We start from the raw sequence: 18360 nt of genomic DNA, 5'->3' as shown, positions 1-18360 counted from the left end.
GCCGTCACACCCACTCGCGGCGCACGAGGAAGTCGGTGTAGAGCTTCGCTTCCGGCGTGTCCGGTTCGGGCTTCCAGTCGTAATGCCATTTCACGATTGGCGGCATCGACATCAGGATCGATTCGGTGCGTCCGCCTGATTGCAGGCCGAAGTGCGTGCCGCGATCCCAGACCAGATTGAATTCGACGTAGCGGCCGCGACGGTGCGCCTGAAAATCGCGCTCGCGCTCGCCATACGGCATGCCGCGGCGGCGCTCGATGATCGGCACGTAGGCGTCGAGGAAGGCGTCGCCCACGCTTTTCATGACGGCGAAGCCGGTGTCGAAGCCGCCGCCGGAGAAGTCGTCGAAGAAGATACCGCCGATGCCACGCGGCTCCTGACGGTGCTTCAGATAGAAGTACTCGTCGCACCAGGTCTTGAAGCGCGGATACCACGCGGTGTCGAACGGATCGAGCGCGTCCTTGCAGGTCTGATGGAAGTGCCGGCAGTCCTCTTCGAACGGATAGTACGGCGTGAGATCCATGCCGCCGCCGAACCAGAATGCGGGCAGTTCGCCGGGGGCGGTGGCGATCAGGATACGCACATTGAAGTGAACGGTCGGGCAGTAAGGATTGCGCGGGTGTAATACCAGTGAGACGCCGAGGGCTTCGAAGCCGCGTCCGGCCAGCTCGGGACGCGACGCGCTGGCCGAGCCCGGCAGCTTGTCGCCGAGCACGTGAGAGAAGTTCACGCCGCCGCGCTCGAAGAAGTTGCCGTCGTCGAGCACGCGGGTGCGGCCGTCACCGCGCAGGGGGCCGTCGGCCGGGCGTTGCCAGTCGTCGGCAAAGAAGCGTTTGCCGTCGAGGCGCTCGAGCGTCTCGACAATGCGATCCTGAAGCCCGAGCAGATAAGTTCGCACCACGCCCGTATCCGGCGCCGGTGCGGCGTCTTGCGCTGTCATTCTGTGACGTCCCCATGCGTGGTAATAACCGCGATTGTACCGGCAGCCACGCGTTCGGGGCAGGCCGGGGCGGCAAACGGTCTCGCCGAATGCCGCCCGAATGACCTGTATCAAGCCATGGCGCTCAGGGCGTCGGGGCGTTGGGCAGAGGGCTGGCCGGTGCTGCGGCGCCTGCGCCGGACGGGACGGGCATGGCTTTGCCGGCGTCGCCCGGCGGCGGCATGAAGATCTGGCGCGGCGCCGGTACCGGCCAGCGGGCGGTGCCCCCGACCTCGGCAATGGCCTGATTGGTATCGAAATACACCTGCCAGTAATCGCGGTTGTGGCAGTACGGACGCACCGCCAGCACTGGCCCGGCCGGCGTGAATTCAAGAATCACGACGTCGACGGCCGGTGTGCTCATCACGTTCGGAATTTGCGCGATACGCGCCTTCAGACGTGCAATGGCGTCCGGCACGTCCACGGTATGCGCGAGCTGTGCCGTCAGGTCGACGCGGCGGAACGCGTTGGCGTCGTACACCGTGATGTTGTCGCCGAAGACCTTCGTGTTGCCGACGTATACGCGCAGATTGTCTGCGGTCGTGAGCGTGGTGACGAACAGGCCGATCTCGTCGACCACACCGGTGACACCGCCTGCGCTGATCATGTCGCCGGTCTTGAACGGACGCAGCACGATGAGGAAGATGCCCGAGGCGAAATTCGACAGCAGTCCGGACCATGCCGCACCGATGGCGATACCGGCGGCGGCGAGCAGTGCCGCGAACGATGTCGTCTCGATACCGCAAACGCTGAGGATGGAAATAATAAGCGCGATGCGCAAGGCGATGCGCAGCGTCGACTCGGTGTAGCGCACAAGGGTGGGATCGATGGCCCGGCGGGTCATGGCGGCGCGTACCAGCCGCGCAACCACATTGATGACGATGCCGCCGACAATCCAGATGACGATGGCCATCGCGATTTTCAGGCCGAACGGCACCAGATAATCGTTGACCAGTTTGTCGAGATCAAACATGTGAGTCTCCGTCGAGCGAGGGTCTGTCGGGAAAACTGCATGAATTCCGCCGGGGCTGGCCGGATGCGCGCGCTGCACGAGAGAGGCAGCCACGCGGTGCAAGCGTGCCCATTTGCCCCGTGCTTGTCAATCGCGGCAGTGCAGCATGACGTCGGCGCGCCAATCTTGTGGCTATCGGGGCCGCGCCCAAATGACAACGGCCCGGGGACTTGATGTTCCCCGGGCCGTGGCAGATCGGCATGGCGCGTCAAGGCAAGCCTTCACGCGCGGCCGCGCTTACTCCGGTTTGCGCGCCAGCGCGCGGTTGCCGATGTCGTGGCGATACTGCATCCCGTCGAAATTGATCTGGTTGACGGTCTGGTACGCCACGCTCTGCGCACCGCGCACGGTGTCGGACAGGCCGACCACGCACAGCACGCGCCCGCCGGTGACGGTGAGCACGTCGTTCTCGAGCTGGGTGCCCGCATGGAACGTCACGCAATCGGCCGTCTCGGCCGGCACCTCGGAGATCCGGTCGCCCTTGCGCGGGGTGTCCGGATAGCCGTGCGCTGCGAGCACCACGCCCAGTGCGTAACGGCGATCCCAGTCGAGTTCGATCTTGTCGAGCGTGCCGGCAATCGCGTGCTCGACCACCACCGAAAAGTCGCCCTTCAGACGCGCCATGATCGGCTGCGTCTCGGGGTCGCCCATGCGGCAGTTGAATTCGAGCGTCTTGATGTTGCCTTGTGCGTCGATCATCAGGCCCGCGTACAGGAAGCCCGTGAAGCGAATGCCGTCGGTTTCCATGCCGCGCACGGTCGGCAAAATGATTTCGCGCATCACGCGGGCGTGAATCTGCGGCGTGACGATCGGTGCGGGCGAATACGCGCCCATGCCGCCCGTGTTCGGGCCCTGATCGTTATCGAGCAGACGCTTGTGATCCTGCGAGGTGGCGAGCGGCAGCACGTTCTTGCCGTCGACCATCACGATGAAGCTGGCTTCCTCGCCTTGCAGGAACTCCTCGATCACGACGCGCGCACCCGCATCGCCGAGCTTGTTGTCGGCGAGCATCATGTCGACGGCGTTGTGCGCTTCTTCGAGCGACATCGCCACGACCACGCCCTTGCCTGCGGCAAGACCGTCGGCCTTGATGACGATCGGTGCGCCCTTGGCGTCGATATACGCGTGGGCGAGTGCGGCGTCCGAGAACGTTTCGTAATCGGCAGTGGGAATGCCGTGGCGCTTCATGAACGCCTTGGCGAAGTCCTTTGACGATTCGAGCTGTGCCGCTTCCTTCGTCGGGCCGAAGATCTTCAGACCGCGCGCGCGGAAGATATTGACGATGCCGGCGGCAAGCGGCGTTTCCGGGCCGACCACAGTGAGCGCGATGCCTTCGCGCACGGCGAATTCGGCGAGCACGTTCGGATCGCTGATCGGCACATTGCGCAGGCGCTCGTCGAGCGCCGTGCCGCCGTTACCCGGGGCGACATAGACCAGCTGAATGCGGGGTGATTGGGCAAGCTTCCACGCCAGCGCGTGTTCGCGGCCGCCCGATCCGACAACCAGAATTTTCATCTTATTCCTCGATGACGGCGTTGGTGAATACTTCCTGCACGTCGTCGAGGTTTTCGAGCGCGTCGAGCAGCTTTTGCATCTTCACGGCGTCTTCGCCGGTGAAGACCACATCCGTTTGCGGCTTCATCGTGACTTCCGCGACTTCGGCCTTTAGTCCAGCCGCTTCGAGCCTTTCCTTCACGGCCTGGAAGTCGTTCGGCGGGCAGACGACTTCGAAGCTGCCATCGTCATTGCTGATGACGTCGTCGGCGCCGGCGTCGAGCGCCACTTCCATCAGCTTGTCTTCCGGGGTTTCCGGCGAGAACAGGAACTGACCGCAGTGCGTGAAGAGGAAGGCGACCGAACCATCGGTGCCCATATTGCCGCCGAACTTGGAGAAGGCGTGACGCACTTCCGCGACCGTGCGCACGCGGTTGTCCGTCATGGTGTCGACGATCACGGCTGCACCGTTGATGCCGTAGCCTTCGTAGCGGATCTCTTCGTAGTTGGCGCCGTCCAGACCGCCAACGCCGCGATCGATCGCGCGCTTGACGTTGTCCTTGGGCATGTTGGCGTCGGCCGCCTTTTCCACGGCCAGCCGCAGGCGCGGGTTGCTGTCGGCGTCACCGCCGCCGAGACGGGCGGCCACCGTGATTTCCTTGATCAGGCGTGTCCAGACTTTACCGCGCTTGGCATCTGCCGCAGCTTTCTTGTGTTTGATGTTGGCCCATTTCGAATGACCCGCCATGAATTTCTCCGTCGTGCCGCGCTGTGCGGCGAAGTATGCTCTGCCGGCCCGCGCAGTCTGGCGCGGCCAACCGTTGAAACGGGAGCGCCCGCCACCACCGGGGTCGCGGGCGCCGATTGCCCAGTCGCCCCGTTGGCTCCCATGGATCGTGTCGATCCCATCGGTCTCATTTCGGGCCGGGGCAGTCCGAGCGGCAACCTGCCGCTATAATCGGAGGCAATTTTATCATGCCGCCGCACCGTGCCACGGGTGTTTGCTGCGCCGTGTCACGAGCCCCGCCGCGTCCACCGCCGAGGTCTCTCATGCCCCAGAAGCCCGTGCCGCCGCAAGCGTCGCCGTCTGCGACCCTCTCCTCCGTTCCCCCCGGCGCTGCGCGTCCCGCTCATGAACCCGGTGAGCAACTCGTCATCGCCCGCAACGACCAGCATGTCCTCGGCCTGCTGCCCGCCATGGGCAATCGCCACGGCCTGATCACCGGGGCCACGGGCACGGGCAAGACCGTCACGCTGCAAGTCATGGCGCAAGCCTTCTCCGACATCGGTGTGCCCGTGTTTCTGGCCGACGTAAAAGGTGACCTGACCGGCATCACACAGCCGGGTGTCGAGACGCCCAAGCTCAAGGAGCGCATCGCCAATCTCGGGTTCGATACCCCAGACTGGCACGGCAGCCCGGCCACGCTCTGGGACGTTTTCGGCGAACAGGGGCATCCGGTGCGCGCGACCGTTTCCGATCTCGGGCCGCTCTTGCTCGCTCGCCTGCTCGGCCTGAACGAGACGCAGACCGGCGTGCTCAACCTCGTCTTCAAGATTGCCGACGACAATGGCCTGCTGTTGCTCGACAGCAAGGACCTGCGCGCCATGCTTCAGCACGTGGGCGATAACGCATCGACCTTCACCACGCAGTATGGCAACATCTCGGCCGCCTCGGTCGGGGCAATCCAGCGCGGGTTGCTCACGCTCGAACAGCAGGGGGCGGACAAGTTCTTCGGTGAGCCGATGCTCAATATCGAAGACTTCATGCAGACGGACGCGCAAGGGCGCGGCATCGTCAACATTCTCGCGGCAGACAAACTGCTGGCCGCGCCGCGTATCTACGCGACCTTCTTGCTGTGGCTGCTTGCCGAGCTGTTCGAGCGGCTGCCGGAAGTGGGCGACCCCGACAAGCCCAAACTCGTCTTCTTCTTCGACGAAGCGCATTTGCTGTTCAATGAGGCGCCTAAACCGTTGCTCGAACGGATCGAGCAAATGGTGCGGCTGATTCGTTCGAAGGGCGTTGGCGTGTACTTCGTGACGCAGAACCCGGTCGACGTGCCGGACACCGTGCTGGGCCAGTTGGGTAATCGTGTCCAGCATGCCTTGCGGGCCTATTCGCCACGCGATCAGAAGGCCGTGAAGGTGGCGGCGCAGACGATGCGCGCCAATCCGGCGCTCGATATCGAAACGGTCATCGGCGAACTGGGCGTGGGCGAAGCGCTGGTGTCGATGCTTGACGAAAAGGGGCGTCCGGCGGTGACCGAGCGGGCGTACATCGCGCCGCCGGCCTCGCGCATCGGCCCGATCACGCCGCAGGAGCGCGCGGCGTTGATGGCCACATCGCTCGTGGCGGGCGTGTACGAAAACACGGTAGATCGCGAGTCGGCTTACGAAAAGCTCGTCGGGCGCACGCAGACACGCCAGCCGGATGCGCGGCCTGCCCCCGGCGGTGCGCCCGCGCCGAATGGCGGCGCGGCGTCTGGTGGCGGCTTGCTCGACGCCGTGAAGGACTCGCTCGGCGGCCTGCTGGGCGGTGCAGGTGGATCTCGCCGCAAGGACACGGCCGTCGAAGCCATGGTCAAGAGCACGGCGCGCACGATCGGCAGTCAGTTGGGCCGCGAGATCGTGCGCGGCGTGCTGGGCAGCATTCTTGGCGGAAACAAGCGTCGGTGAGCACGCTCTGTTCCCCCCCACGATAGAAAACAGGTTCTGCGCTCGGCACTCGACGGCGCGCGCTGCACTTCGTGTCGCCGGAACCGTCGCCCCTCAAGGATTCTCCGCTAGCCCATGTCGCTGAAATCTTCGCTGGACCCGGTGCGCACCGGTGTGGCTCACGACCCGCTGTGGTTGCGCGCCGCGCCGCTGATCTTTCTGTTCCTGTGGTCGGTCGGCTTTACCGTCGCCAAGATCGGTCTGGCGTATGCCGATCCGCTCACGTTCCTCGCGCTGCGCTACGGCCTGGTGCTCGTGCTGCTGGCACCGCTGGCGGTTGTCATGCGCCCCCCCTTGCCGAAGACGGCTGCCGCATGGGGACATCTCGTCGTCATCGGTCTGCTGATTCAGGCGCTGTATTTCAGCATGACGTATCTGGCGCTGCGTCTCGGCGTGTCGGCAGGGAGTGTGGCGTTGATTACCTCGTTGCAACCGATTCTCGTGGCGCTTGCCGTGCCGCATCTGGTGGGTGAGCGCGTGAGCGGTCTGAACTGGATCGGACTCGGGCTGGGGCTGGCAGGCGCGGCGCTCGTCATTGTGGCGCGCTCCGCGGTGGAGGCGACCTCCACGCTGGGACTGGCGCTGACGTTCGTGGCGCTCGGCGCGATCACCTGCGGCACGCTTTACGAAAAGCGTTTCGGTGTGGGCCAGCACCCGGTGACTTCCAATCTTGTGCAGTACGCCGTGGGCTTTGCCGCGACGCTGCCGCTCGCGTGGTGGCTCGAGCCGATGCACATCGAGTGGACCTGGCAGCTCGGCTTGTCGCTCGTCTATCTCGTGATCGGCAATTCGATCGTCGCGATCTCGTTGCTGTTGGCGATGATCCGGCGGGGTGAGGCGTCGCGCGTGTCGGCACTGTTCTTCCTCGTACCACCCTCGGCGGCGCTGGCCGCGTGGATCATGGTCGGGGAGCATATGCCGCCGCTGGCGTGGGGCGGAATGGTGCTGGCGGCGATCGGGGTGGCGATGGCCACGCGGCGCAAGCGTCAGTCTTGAGTTGAGGGATGTGCGGCCCCCCGGCAACGCCTGGGGGGCAATACCTGCTGTGCTGCTGCGCTGCCGAGCGTCAGTTCTTGGTGCCGAACAGCCGGTCGCCGGCGTCGCCCAGACCCGGAATGATGTAGGCGTGATCGTCCAGACGGTCGTCGAGCGAGGCGACGTACAGCTTCACGCCGGGATGCGCGTCGTGCAGCACCTTCACCCCTTCCGGCGCGGCCACGAGGGCGAGGAAGGCAATGTTCTCTTCGGCCACGCCGCGCTTGCGCAGCACATCCACGGCGTGCACGGCCGAGTAGCCGGTCGCCACCATCGGATCGCACAGAATGAAGCGGCGGTCGGCCACATCCGGCAGACGCACCAGGTATTCGACCGGACGATGCTGCTCGTCGCGGTACACGCCGATGTGACCGACGCGGGCCGACGGCACGAGATCGAGCAGGCCGTCGCTCATGCCCACACCGGCGCGCAGCACCGGCACGATGGCGAGCTTCTTGCCCGCGATGACGGGCGCGTCCATGGCAACCATGGGCGTATCGATACGCTCGGTCGTGAGCGGCAGGTCGCGGGTGATCTCGTAGCCCATGAGCAACGTGATCTCGCGCAGCAGACCGCGGAACGTGCGCGTCGACGTTTCCTTGTCGCGCATGTGCGAGAGTTTGTGCTGGATCAGCGGGTGATCGCAGATATAGAGATTCGGGAAGCGGGAGTCTTGTTTCATGGCGGCAATCTGAGGCAGGGCCGGTGTGGCCCGCATGGCCGCGATTTTAGCCGATGCAGCCGCTGCCGGTCCGGGTTTCGATGTCGATTGCCGTAAATTGCCCGGTCATGCGCGGGATATGAATGACAATGCGCAGTGACGAAGCGGCGTACGCACGATTCCCTTAGAATCGCTGCAAGACGGCTGTCCGGCCGCATCTGTCCAATTCTTCACATGTCTTGAAGGCTGATCATGGATCTGGGAATCAAAGGCCGTACCGCGTTGGTGTGCGGTGCGAGCAAGGGGCTGGGACGCGCATGCGCGCAGGCGCTGGCCGAAGCTGGCGCGAATGTCGTGATTGTGGCGCGTACCGCCGATGCACTTAATGCCGCTGCGGACGAAATCCGCGCCGCGACGGGGGTGAGCGTCACGCCGGTGGCCTGCGATATCACCACGCCGCAGGGGCGTGCTCAGGCGCTGGCGGCGTGTGCGCAGCCCGATATCCTCGTGACCAACGCGGGCGGGCCGCCGCCGGGCGACTTCCGCGACTGGCAGCGCGACGACTGGATTCGCGCGCTCGACGCCAACATGCTCACGCCCATCGAACTGATCAAGGCGACCGTAGACGGCATGATTGCGCGCGGCTTCGGACGCATCGTGAACATCACCTCCTCGGCAGTGAAGGCCCCCATCGACATCCTTGGACTGTCCAACGGTGCCCGTTCGGGGCTGACCGGCTTTGTCGCCGGGCTCTCGCGCACGACCGTCGCCCATAACGTCACCATCAACAATCTGCTGCCGGGCGCCTTCGATACCGATCGCCTTGCGGGCACCATGAAGGCGTGGGCCGACAAGAGCGGGCAGACGCTGGACGAGGCGCGCGCCAAGCGAGCCGCAACGATTCCGGCGCGCCGCTTCGGGCAGCCGGGTGAGTTCGGCGCTACGTGCGCGTTCCTGTGCAGCGCGCAGGCGGGTTACATCACTGGCCAGAACGTGCTGATCGACGGCGGCGCGTATCCGGGCACCTTCTAACGAATCAGGGATCGCTTCAATGACGGTATCAACAGTATCGGCGGTGCGCATCGCACTCATCGCGCACGACAAGAAGAAGGACGAAATTCTGGCGGTCGCGCGCGACTACGTCGACGTGTTGCGTCAGTGCCGGCTCGTGGCCACCGGCACGACGGGCGGGCGCATTGCCACCGAACTGGGCCTTGACGTGGAGCGCATGCTCTCGGGGCCGCATGGCGGCGACCTGCAGATCGGTGCGCAACTCGCTGAAGGGCGCGTCGACATGGTGCTGTTCTTGCGCGACCCGATGACACCGCAGCCTCACGAGCCCGACATCAACGCCCTCGTGCGCGCCTGCGACGTGCACAACGTGCCGTGCGCGACCAATAGCGCCACGGCGCGCCTGTTGCTCGAGCAGTTGATCGTGCGTCTGGCGGCGCAATCGGCTGTGTAACGCTGACAATCCACACATCACCCGAATGGAAGGAGCGAGGATGACCAATGCAATTCGCATCGAACAGAATGGCGGCCCGGAAGTGATGAAGTACGTTGACGTCGAAGTTGGCGAGCCCGGCCCGGGCGAGGCACGGGTGCGCCATAACGCCGTCGGACTGAACTATATCGACGTGTATTTCCGCACCGGTCTGTACCCGCAGCCGCTACCCGCCGGTCTGGGCATGGAGGCCGCCGGTGTGGTCGAGGCCGTGGGCGAAGGTGTGACGCACGTCAAGCCGGGCGACCGTGTGGCGTATGCGAGCCGACCGTGCGGCGCCTACGCGCAGGCCCGGGTGATGCCGGCCGCGCCGCTCGTGCGTCTGCCCGACGGCATCAGCGACGATCAGGCGGCGGCGATGATGCTGCAAGGCATGACGGCGCAATACCTGCTGCGCCGCACTTACCCGGTCAAGGCGGGCGATACGATCCTCATCCACGCGGCGGCCGGTGGCGTGGGCCTCATCGTGTGCCAGTGGGCCAAAGCGCTCGGAGCGACGGTGATCGGCACGGTCGGCTCCGACGAGAAGGCGGCGCTCGTTCGCAAGCACGGCTGCGACCATCCGATCGTGTACACGCGTGAGAATTTCGTCGAACGGGTCAAGGAGATTACCGGCGGCGAAGGCGTGCCGGTCGTATACGACTCCATCGGCAAGGACACTTTTCTCGGCTCGCTCGATTGCCTGCGCCCGCTTGGCATGATGGTGAACTTCGGCAGCGCGTCGGGCCCCGTCACGCAGATCAATACGGCTGACCTCGTGTCGCGCGGTTCGCTATTCTTCACGCGCCCGACGCTGTTCAATTACACGGCCAAGCGTGCCGATCTGGAAGCCACGGCCAACGAGCTGTTCGACGTCGTTGCCAAGGGCTCGGTCAAGATCGAGGTCAATCAGCGATACGCATTGGCCGATGTTGCCCAGGCGCACCGCGATCTCGAAGCGCGCAAGACCACGGGGTCGACATTGCTCATGCCCTGAGGTTCGAGCGCGGCATGAAAAAAGGGACGCCTCGGCGTCCCTTTTTTCATGTCTGACGATGTTCTCGCATGCCGCGAGCGATGGACTCAGGCGCGCTGGGTGAAGACGTGGGCGCGGGCATCTTCGCGCACGTCGGCCGGCAGGCGTTTGATGAGCCAATGCACGACCATGCCGATCACGATGACGTCGTCGAGCAGACCGAACACCGGAACGAAGTCCGGAATCAGGTCGAACGGGCTGATCAGATACACGACGAGCAGCGCCATGGCGGGCAGCAGCCAGCGCGGACGGCGCGGATCGCGGGCCGCATGCCACAAGACACGAAAATCGTGGCGGGCGACTTGCCACAGTCGGAGAAAACGCTTCACTTGCAGGCTCCTGGTACCGGTATGTCTGTCGAGTACGACAGAGATTTTCGCTCAATCGACGCGAACACCGCTTAATATTTCATGAATTTCGCGTAACGTGTTTTGATTATACGCGCCGATGACCGGCCGTGCCGGGTGCGCGCGCACACGCCTGATGCGTGACAATTATCTTCGACAGCGTCAAGGCGCGACGGTTTCATGGCGCGTCCGGAGGTGACGGTTGCCGGCGCGCAGCGCCCGGCTGACCGTCTGCTTTCCTGGTTGCGGCAGGATCGGGGCGGCGGGATAATTTGCCGGCCGCAGTGGTCAATCCTTTTTTCCCCCTTCGCGGACGCCTTCCAAACGCCATCATGACCGACGCTCAAGATCCGAAATCGCCGCAGCAGCCGAACAAGCCCGAGTCCGATACGAACAAGAGCGCAACGCCACCCGAGACGCCTCCGGCCGCCGAAGCCGGGTCTGCCGCGCCTTCTCAGGCGTCGTCCGACTATGTGGAAGCCGGCACGTTGGCCGCGCCACGCGCGACGGGCAAGCCCGTGGCGGGCACGGCCGAAGGATCGGGCGGCATGCCGCCGAATCCCGACACGCTCACGCGCCCGGCGCACGCGTCCGAAGCGGCTGAGGCCGCCGACGCCCGCGCTGAGCAGCCGCAGCCGGCGTCGGCAACGAAACCCGTTTCGCACGCGACGATAGCTCAGGTTGCATCCGACCAGAATCCGATTGGCGCACCTGCGCCGAAGTCGACCGAGGACGTCAAGGCGGCGGGTGTTGGCAGCGCTGGCGGCAACATTGGCGAGAGGAGCGGCGCCGGGGCGTCCGGAAGCGGCGTACCGGGTGGTGGCGCTGCGGGCGGCGCTGGTGGCGCAGGCGAGCCGCCGCATCAGCCGACGTTCGGTCCCGGTGCGGCGCGCCCGGGCAGTCCGTCGTCGATGGGCAGTCAGCCGTCGTACTTGCAGGCGGGCGATTCGCCGTGGTCGGTACTGCGCCGGATCATGTCGGCGCGTTTTCGCGCCTGGTACGACCGCGCGGGACAACGGATCACGCAGCGCACGCTGAAGATCGGCATTTCGGCGCGAATCTTCCATCCGGAGCCGGGATCGAAGGGCTTGCGCAGCAAGACGCTGCAATACCTCGAAGAGTCGATCGCGCACTGGGTGATGTCGCGCGACGTGCTGGTGTTCATGATCCCGACAGTCGACACTCAGGGCTTGCTGCATCCGAGCCATATTCGTTTGCACGATTACGCCAAGCACCTCGACGGACTCGTGTTGCAAGGCGGGGCGGACGTCTCGCCGCTGACCTATTCGGAAGTGGCGACGCGTCACGAATGGCAGGGCGACCGCATGCGCGACATGTACGAACTCGAGTTGCTGCATGAGTTCGTGGAGCAGGGCAAGCCGGTTCTCGGCGTTTGCCGGGGCTGCCAGCTCATCAATGTGGCGTTCGGCGGCACGCTGCATCAGGACATCGCGACGGATTTGACCGAAGCTATCCCGCACGTCACCGAGACATACGAACACAATCGCCACACGTTGACGTTCCCCGAAGGCTCATCGCTTGCGCAGATGTTGGGCCCCGTTGACATGCCGATCGTCAACTCGATCCATCACCAGTCGGTGAAAACGTTGGGGCGCGACATGAGTGTGGAGGCGGTGTGCGCGGAAGATGGCGTCGTGGAGGCTATTCGCTATCGCAAGGCGCCTTTCGTGATGGGCCTGCAATGGCACCCGGAGTTTCACCGTGCGGGCGGGCCCGAGTTTCTCGATTGCACGCCGGTACTCGACAACTTCCTGCGTGCGGCGCGCGAAACGCGCTTCTGATCTGCGCGTCGCGACAATAAAAAAGGGCAGCCGCGAGGCTGCCCTTTTCGTGTCAGGAGCACCGGAAAACTGCCCCGGTGCTCATGCCGCCTTGATTAGAAGCGGTGACGGATGCCCGTGCCCACAACGGTTTGCGAGCTGGTCGACGACATACCGCCGGCAGCGCCGACACCGGCTTGGAGGCCCGTGCCTTCGTTGTCGGAGATGTGCTGGTACGAACCCGTCAGGTACACATCGGTGCGCTTCGACAGACGGTAGTCAGCTTGCAGCGTAACGGTGTGGAACTTCGGCTTCTTGTCCGTCGAATCTTGCTTGGCCATCGTGTACGTGTACGCGGCCGACAGCGAGACTGCCGGGGTCAGCATGTAGCGACCGTTGACTTCGAAGTTGTCGAACTTCAGGCCGTCGTTGTTGAAGCTGGTCGACGTGCTGTTGTAGTACAGGCCAGCAAGACCTTGCAGTTGCGTGTGCGTGTACACGAAACCGACCGTAGCCGGGCCGAAGGCGTAATTACCACCTGCACCCCAGACGCGTTGCTTCGAAGCGTAGAACACGGCATCACCAGCGTTCGACGTCGTGTCGATGGCGCCGCTGTTGTTCGAACCGGTGCCGGTGCCCGATTGACGTTCCAAGTAAGCCGCAGCCAAGGTCAGCGGGCCGTTTGCGTAGTTCACGCCGGCGCTGAATGCGCGGTTGTTGGCGAAGTCGCCAGCCTTGTTCGAGAAGCCATACAGGCCGCCGAAGGTCAGGCCGTTGTAGTTGGCGCTCGAGTACTTGACCGAGTTGTTCACACGGAACGAGTTGTTCGTGTTGTCGTTATCGTATGGGTGCGAAGCGATCGTGCCGCCGAACGACGAACCGTTCAGGGTCAGCGGAGCCAGGTAATCAACCAGCGAGTCGTACTGACGGCCGATCGTCACTGCGCCGAACTTGTCGTTCTGCAGACCGACGAAAGCCTGACGGCCAAACATGCGACCGTTTTGGCCCGACTGACCGTTGTTGATCGAGAAACCGTTTTCCAGCACGAAGATGGCCTTGTTACCGCCACCCAGATCTTCCGAGCCCTTCAGGCCCCAACGGCTGCCGTTGACCAGACCGCTCGTTGCGCGGAAGTTCTTCGAACCCGAAGCACCTGCCGTGGTCGTCGAGTTGCTGGTGTAAGCGATGCCAGCATCGATCAAGCCGTACAGCGTGACGCTGCTTTGTGCATGCGCGGCGGTTGCCGAGAACGCGCCGACAACGGCTGCGGCAAGAAGAGTTTTTTTCATGGTTTAAGCTCCAGTAACGTGACACGAATCGCAGAATTCGCGTGAAAACAGAACACGGCGAAACAGAACATGTCGAGGTGACGGTTTGTCATTCGCGAACCCGATCAGGTATCGGCACTGCTCTGCTGACAGGGGGCAGTTTATGAGTCACCGCTACTCGCGCCTATTTCAGAATCCGCAAGAATCTATTTCAGATACGAAAAGAATCCATCGGGCGCGCCGGAAAGCTTTGTCGGATAAGGGATTGGCTGGTTTAAGACTAGGCGAGAAATGGCAATGCAAGCGGCGTGTGTTGCGCTTGGGACACAGTGTGGCGTGCATGCGAGAGCGCGTGGGAAGCATTGTCAGCCGTGGATTTGCGCGCGACACGCGTTAATGGATTTGGTTCCAGCGATGTGAAAACGTGTCGCGTAAATAGAGTGCGCAAGCGGCGCATCGAACGAAGTGGCGTCGTCGATGCCGGCGGGGCGATCTGATGAGCGATGCATCACGATGTGCGGTCGCTATATAGATACGCATTCATGCACGCGTCAGGTCGCTGCCATGTTCCTGTCATCGGGCTCACTTACACGCGCGTGATGCGAGAAATCCGAGATGTTGGCAAGCGAGAGAAATCGATGCGCTTCGAAAAGCCTTTTATTTACGGGGTTTTACGGACTATTGCGAGTCGCCGAATAATGCATTGCGTCGAATGATGACAATGATTTCGGGGGGGCAGACCTATACTACGTTCCGCGAGAAGTAGACTTTTGCGTTGAGTGAAAAGTCTCCAAACCTTGGCGCGGCCTCATTGGCCGCGCTTTTTTTTGCCTGCCTGATTTGCTACGCGTAGTGCCCTGCGCTGAGGGCTTCACCGCAATCGCGTACGTGCGGAATGCTCAACTGTTTGAGCTTACGGTACAAGGATGCGCGACAGAAGCCGAGCGTGCGTGCCGCGGCGGAGATGTTCCAGCGATGTTGTGCAAGCGCTTGCAGAATGCGTTCGCGCTCGCTGTCATGACGAGGCGTTGGCGCATGCGTCTCGACGGCTGCCACGCGCGGTGCCGATACGACAGCGTCGTTCATCTCGTGTGCGTGCCACTCCATGTGTGTTTCGTGGCTGGGCGCCGGCGCCGGCGAAGACGCGACGAGTTCCGGCGGCAGATCGCCCGCACACAGCAGGTGGCCACTCATCACCGCACTTGCGTAGCGTAGCGCTGCGCGCAACTGACGCAGATTCCCCGGCCAGGCATGCGTGAGCAGACACGACATCGCATCCGGCGACACACGAGCGAGCGCCTGATCGTGGCGCAGTCCGGGCCATTCGTCGCATAGCATGCGGGCGATCAGTTCGCGTTTGTCGCCACGCTCGCGCAGCGTGGGCAACGTGAGGACGCCGACAGCAATCCGATAGAAAAGATCTTCGCGGAACGTGCCTTTTGCCACCGCGCTCGCCAGATTCTGGTGGGTGGCGCAGATAAGCTGCACGTCGACGGGAACCGCATGACTTGCACCCAGCGGCGTGACTTCGCGTTCCGAGAGCACGCGCAACAGCCGGGTTTGCAACGCATGCGGCATGTCGCCGATTTCGTCGAGGAATAGCGTGCCGCCGTCGGCTTGCTGCAATTTCCCTTTCATGCCGCCGGGCAATGCGCCCGAAAACGCGCCGCGCTGATAGCCGAACAGTTCGCTTTCGACGAGATGCTCCGGCAGCGATGCCGTGTTGATGGCGACAAACGCTTGCGCGCGTCGCTCGCTGTATTCGTGCAATGCCCTGGCAAGAAACTCCTTGCCCGTTCCCGTCTCACCGAGAATCAACACAGGCAACCCGCGATCGACGAAGCGTTTGCCGCGCGCGAGCAGGTCGCGCATGCGAGCGTCGGTGCCGCACAGGTCGTCAATGGCGAGATAGTCGGGGCGCATTTGTCGCGCGGCGGCGAGGGGGGCGGCAGGCACGCGCGTGATGCGTTCGGCGAGGGCTGCGATGTTGCTGAATGCGGTATTGGCGCCGACCTTGCCGGTGGGGCTGGCATGGCCGACAGGTCGAGCGGGGGCAGGCGCTACAGCAAGGTGAGCGGGCATGACTTGTCTCCTTCTCGTATCGGTACGAAAGGTCGCCGTCGATGGCTTGTGGCCTGGCGTTTCCTGACGTCTCTTTATGTCGCAGCCAGCTCGGGTGGCCAACCGCCAATGCAGGATACGACCGCATAGTCATAACATCCAATACAATATTGATGCGCCATTAATACCTCTGAGGTATCAGATGATCGAGCTGCGTCATTTTCAGTACTTCGTGGTTCTCGCGGAGACCCTTCATTTCGGCCGTGCGGCCCAGCAGTTGCATATCTCACAGCCACCGCTGTCGCGTCAGATTGCGCTGATGGAGGCGGAACTGGGGGTGCTCCTTTTCGAGCGCACGCGCCGTAGCGTGCGGCTCACGCGTGCGGGCGCGCGCTTTTATCAGGACGCGGTGGAAATTCTCAACTCCGTCGACCGGGCGCGCCGCAATGTCGTGGCGGCGAGCCGGGGCGAGGATGGGGCGATCACGGTGGGCTTCATGATGTCCTCGGCGTACAACATCCTGCCTGCGCTCACACGCACCTATGCTGCCGCGTACTCGCGCGTCGACATGAAGCTGGCGGAGACGCTCCCCAACCTGTTGGCCGAGGCGGTGCGCGCGGGGCAAACCGACGTCGGCATCATGTACCGTCCGGAAGACCTTACCGGGCTCGATACGGCAACTGTGTTTCGCGAGGAGATGGTGGCGGTGCTGCCACGTACGCATGCCCTGGCGAAGGTGCGGGTGCTCGACGCCTCGGAACTTGCCGAAGAGTCGTTCGTGAGCATTCCGCGCGAGATTGCGCCGCTGGTCTACGATCTGGTCGTCGATCATTGCCGCCGCGCGGGGTTTTCGCCGCACATACGGCTCGAAACCAACTTGCAGCAGACGATTATCAACCTGGTGGGGGAGGGGCTCGGCGTGGCGATGGTGCCCATGTCGATGAGCAGCGCGAGTGCGTCGGGCAGCGCGGTCTTCAAGCCGCTGCGCAACGCGCCGGTGGCGGAAGTGGCGCTACTGTGGAGCCGCGACAATCACAATCCGTGTGTCGCCACGTTCGTGGAGAATGCGAGATCGGTGTGGCGCGAGATGCAGCGAGCGCCGGGAGCACGGCTGGTGCCCGACAGGCCGGACACCAGCGCGTGATTGCCGCAACGAGATCAGGCCATCAGAACGTGTGGCGAACGCCCATCATCACGCCCAACTGATTGCCGCCCATCGCCGGAGATGCCGGCACGACGGTGGCGCCGCTCACTGAGAAATTGCTCTGTGCGCCATTGGTCAGGAAGCCTGTCTGGACATACGCGGCCGTGCGTTTGGACAAACTGTAGGTCGCGCGCGCGACGTACATCACCGAGTGGACACTGGCATCCTTGCTGTTGTAGTAGACGACTTGTGCATCCACTTGCAGCGGTACACTGACTGCGTATGACGCGCCGAGATAGAACAGGTTTGACGATACGCTCGTCACGTCGGAACGAATCCATCGGCCGATCCAGCCGCCGCCGACTTTGACCGGTCCCAGCACGAAATAGCCGTTAGCGACCAATCGGCGGTCACGACTGCTCGCGCTGGTCATCGCGTAGTTCGCCGTTGGTGCGATCATCGCCTGGGCCGAGCCCGTACCTCCACGCTGTTCGTCGAACGCCATTGCAGCGCCCCATTTCGCGGCGTTGTACTTGAGCATCGCCGAGATCTCGCGGCAGGCAAGGAAGTTGCCGGCGGTCTGGCCGGCACAGCTCGTTGCGTCGCGACCGGTCGAATACTCCACGCCGACAGTCAAACCGTTGAACACGCCCTTGTACGCAAGGCTATTGTCGTTACGCGGGTTCGGGATGAAGCTGTCATACGAGCCCATGCTGTAGATTGCCGGGCCGATCACGTCGGAGTCGAGCAGCGACAGATAGGTCATGCCGTACTGGCGCCCGATCGTGATCGTGCCCCATTTCCCGCCGAGACCGACGAAGGACTGACGTCCGAACAGGCGGCCGCCCTGCGCCGACGTGCCGTTGTTCAGCGCGAAGCCGCTCTCCAGCGTCCAAAGCGCCTGCAACCCGTCACCGAGATCTTCCGTGCCGCGCATTCCCCAGCGCGACGGCAGCGTGGCGGTATTGGTCGGAACACGCACCACCGTTCCGCCCTGGGGCGTGGCGTGTGTCAGGTATTCCACGCCCGTATCGAGCAGGCCGTAAAGCTGAACATTCGACTGCGCGTGGGCACCGGTAACGGTTCCCACTACCGTGCTCGCCATGAGGATGGCAAGTATCAGACGTTTCATCAGTTGTCTCCAAACATTATTTATTAGTATTACTACTTATTTTTGCTGCGCCTCCTGCGGTTGATTTGTCTCCGGCGTCCTCCCCAGCTTGGTTGTTTATATGCTGTCGGTAGGGTGATGTCTCAGGCGATGGCCGTCGCCTTCTTCGCCAACCCCAGATACGTCTCGATAACCTTGGGATTGGTCGCCAGCTCCTGCGCGGGGCCTTCCAGCGC

At 63.6% G+C, this 18360-nt stretch carries 16 protein-coding genes; 7 read left to right on the top strand and 9 right to left on the bottom strand.

What is annotated here, in order from left to right; translation table 11 throughout:
- Nucleotides 1-4: 4 nt before the first annotated feature.
- From hemF to PBR20603_RS11645, 4 genes are all read right to left on the bottom strand, one after another.
- Nucleotides 5-940: an oxygen-dependent coproporphyrinogen oxidase gene (hemF, locus tag PBR20603_RS11660; protein WP_150559701.1), complete on the bottom strand. Its 936-nt coding sequence runs from the start codon at nucleotides 938-940 to the stop codon at nucleotides 5-7.
- Between the two features lie 124 nt (nucleotides 941-1064).
- On the bottom strand, nucleotides 1065-1952 hold the full coding sequence (locus PBR20603_RS11655) for a mechanosensitive ion channel family protein (RefSeq protein ID WP_150559700.1): 888 nt from the start codon (nucleotides 1950-1952) through the stop codon (nucleotides 1065-1067).
- A gap of 276 nt (nucleotides 1953-2228) precedes the next feature.
- Nucleotides 2229-3506, bottom strand: a complete 1278-nt coding sequence (gene purD / locus PBR20603_RS11650; RefSeq protein WP_039367634.1) for a phosphoribosylamine--glycine ligase — start codon at nucleotides 3504-3506, stop codon at nucleotides 2229-2231.
- A 1-nt stretch (nucleotide 3507) separates the two neighbouring features.
- A complete protein-coding gene (locus PBR20603_RS11645; RefSeq protein ID WP_150559699.1) occupies nucleotides 3508-4233 on the bottom strand; it encodes a YebC/PmpR family DNA-binding transcriptional regulator in 726 nt (241 codons plus the stop codon).
- Nucleotides 4234-4682: 449 nt separating this feature from the next.
- Here PBR20603_RS11645 and PBR20603_RS11640 point away from each other — a divergent pair, with 449 nt between their 5' ends.
- Nucleotides 4683-6158, top strand: coding sequence for a helicase HerA-like domain-containing protein (locus PBR20603_RS11640; protein ID WP_246174622.1), 1476 nt, complete (start codon nucleotides 4683-4685; stop codon nucleotides 6156-6158).
- Between the two features lie 114 nt (nucleotides 6159-6272).
- Complete coding sequence (locus PBR20603_RS11635) at nucleotides 6273-7193, top strand: DMT family transporter (RefSeq protein ID WP_150559697.1); 921 nt, start codon at nucleotides 6273-6275, stop codon at nucleotides 7191-7193.
- A 70-nt stretch (nucleotides 7194-7263) separates the two neighbouring features.
- Here PBR20603_RS11635 and upp read toward each other — a convergent pair whose 3' ends face one another.
- Nucleotides 7264-7914, bottom strand: coding sequence for a uracil phosphoribosyltransferase (upp, locus tag PBR20603_RS11630; RefSeq protein WP_150559696.1), 651 nt, complete (start codon nucleotides 7912-7914; stop codon nucleotides 7264-7266).
- Between the two features lie 231 nt (nucleotides 7915-8145).
- Between upp and PBR20603_RS11625 the strand changes: the two genes are divergently transcribed.
- The 3 genes from PBR20603_RS11625 to PBR20603_RS11615 are packed head-to-tail and all read left to right on the top strand — an operon-like array spanning nucleotide 8146 to nucleotide 10373.
- Nucleotides 8146-8925, top strand: a complete 780-nt coding sequence (locus PBR20603_RS11625; RefSeq protein WP_150559695.1) for an SDR family oxidoreductase — start codon at nucleotides 8146-8148, stop codon at nucleotides 8923-8925.
- 19 nt (nucleotides 8926-8944) lie between these two features.
- Nucleotides 8945-9358 carry a methylglyoxal synthase gene (locus PBR20603_RS11620; protein ID WP_150559694.1) on the top strand — a complete coding sequence of 138 codons (414 nt, stop codon included), beginning with the start codon at nucleotides 8945-8947 and terminating at the stop codon, nucleotides 9356-9358.
- 40 nt (nucleotides 9359-9398) lie between these two features.
- Nucleotides 9399-10373, top strand: coding sequence for a quinone oxidoreductase family protein (locus PBR20603_RS11615; RefSeq protein WP_150559693.1), 975 nt, complete (start codon nucleotides 9399-9401; stop codon nucleotides 10371-10373).
- Nucleotides 10374-10459: 86 nt separating this feature from the next.
- On the opposite strand, the gene PBR20603_RS11610 is transcribed toward PBR20603_RS11615, so the two are convergent.
- A complete protein-coding gene (locus PBR20603_RS11610) occupies nucleotides 10460-10741 on the bottom strand; it encodes a YkvA family protein (protein ID WP_150559692.1) in 282 nt (93 codons plus the stop codon).
- A 350-nt stretch (nucleotides 10742-11091) separates the two neighbouring features.
- On the opposite strand from PBR20603_RS11610, the gene PBR20603_RS11605 reads away from it, so the two are divergent.
- Complete coding sequence (locus tag PBR20603_RS11605; protein ID WP_150559691.1) at nucleotides 11092-12561, top strand: type 1 glutamine amidotransferase; 1470 nt, start codon at nucleotides 11092-11094, stop codon at nucleotides 12559-12561.
- 95 nt (nucleotides 12562-12656) lie between these two features.
- Here PBR20603_RS11605 and PBR20603_RS11600 read toward each other — a convergent pair whose 3' ends face one another.
- Complete coding sequence (locus tag PBR20603_RS11600) at nucleotides 12657-13829, bottom strand: porin (RefSeq protein ID WP_150559690.1); 1173 nt, start codon at nucleotides 13827-13829, stop codon at nucleotides 12657-12659.
- Nucleotides 13830-14651: 822 nt separating this feature from the next.
- The gene (locus PBR20603_RS11595; protein ID WP_425495808.1) at nucleotides 14652-15890 is read right to left on the bottom strand and encodes a sigma-54-dependent Fis family transcriptional regulator; all 1239 of its coding nucleotides are present in this window, start codon (nucleotides 15888-15890) and stop codon (nucleotides 14652-14654) included.
- 181 nt (nucleotides 15891-16071) lie between these two features.
- Here PBR20603_RS11595 and PBR20603_RS11590 point away from each other — a divergent pair, with 181 nt between their 5' ends.
- Nucleotides 16072-17013 carry a LysR family transcriptional regulator gene (locus PBR20603_RS11590; RefSeq protein ID WP_150559689.1) on the top strand — a complete coding sequence of 314 codons (942 nt, stop codon included), beginning with the start codon at nucleotides 16072-16074 and terminating at the stop codon, nucleotides 17011-17013.
- A gap of 22 nt (nucleotides 17014-17035) precedes the next feature.
- Here PBR20603_RS11590 and PBR20603_RS11585 read toward each other — a convergent pair whose 3' ends face one another.
- Complete coding sequence (locus PBR20603_RS11585; RefSeq protein WP_150559688.1) at nucleotides 17036-18145, bottom strand: porin; 1110 nt, start codon at nucleotides 18143-18145, stop codon at nucleotides 17036-17038.
- Nucleotides 18146-18360: the final 215 nt, after the last annotated feature.

Source organism: Pandoraea bronchicola, assembly GCF_902459805.1.
Classification (GTDB): domain Bacteria; phylum Pseudomonadota; class Gammaproteobacteria; order Burkholderiales; family Burkholderiaceae; genus Pandoraea; species Pandoraea bronchicola.
The sequence above is the reverse complement of the archived record's forward strand: the minus strand, read 5'-3'. Positions and strand labels throughout refer to the sequence as shown.

Coding starts and splice junctions, on each gene's coding strand:
- hemF (WP_150559701.1), bottom strand. CDS start 940: ATGACAGCGCAAGACGCCGCACCGGCGCCGGATACGGGCGTGGTGCGA.
- PBR20603_RS11655 (WP_150559700.1), bottom strand. CDS start 1,952: ATGTTTGATCTCGACAAACTGGTCAACGATTATCTGGTGCCGTTCGGC.
- purD (WP_039367634.1), bottom strand. CDS start 3,506: ATGAAAATTCTGGTTGTCGGATCGGGCGGCCGCGAACACGCGCTGGCG.
- PBR20603_RS11645 (WP_150559699.1), bottom strand. CDS start 4,233: ATGGCGGGTCATTCGAAATGGGCCAACATCAAACACAAGAAAGCTGCG.
- PBR20603_RS11640 (WP_246174622.1), top strand. CDS start 4,683: ATGGGCAATCGCCACGGCCTGATCACCGGGGCCACGGGCACGGGCAAG.
- PBR20603_RS11635 (WP_150559697.1), top strand. CDS start 6,273: ATGTCGCTGAAATCTTCGCTGGACCCGGTGCGCACCGGTGTGGCTCAC.
- upp (WP_150559696.1), bottom strand. CDS start 7,914: ATGAAACAAGACTCCCGCTTCCCGAATCTCTATATCTGCGATCACCCG.
- PBR20603_RS11625 (WP_150559695.1), top strand. CDS start 8,146: ATGGATCTGGGAATCAAAGGCCGTACCGCGTTGGTGTGCGGTGCGAGC.
- PBR20603_RS11620 (WP_150559694.1), top strand. CDS start 8,945: ATGACGGTATCAACAGTATCGGCGGTGCGCATCGCACTCATCGCGCAC.
- PBR20603_RS11615 (WP_150559693.1), top strand. CDS start 9,399: ATGACCAATGCAATTCGCATCGAACAGAATGGCGGCCCGGAAGTGATG.
- PBR20603_RS11605 (WP_150559691.1), top strand. CDS start 11,092: ATGACCGACGCTCAAGATCCGAAATCGCCGCAGCAGCCGAACAAGCCC.
- PBR20603_RS11600 (WP_150559690.1), bottom strand. CDS start 13,829: ATGAAAAAAACTCTTCTTGCCGCAGCCGTTGTCGGCGCGTTCTCGGCA.
- PBR20603_RS11595 (WP_425495808.1), bottom strand. CDS start 15,890: ATGCCCGCTCACCTTGCTGTAGCGCCTGCCCCCGCTCGACCTGTCGGC.
- PBR20603_RS11590 (WP_150559689.1), top strand. CDS start 16,072: ATGATCGAGCTGCGTCATTTTCAGTACTTCGTGGTTCTCGCGGAGACC.
- PBR20603_RS11585 (WP_150559688.1), bottom strand. CDS start 18,145: ATGAAACGTCTGATACTTGCCATCCTCATGGCGAGCACGGTAGTGGGA.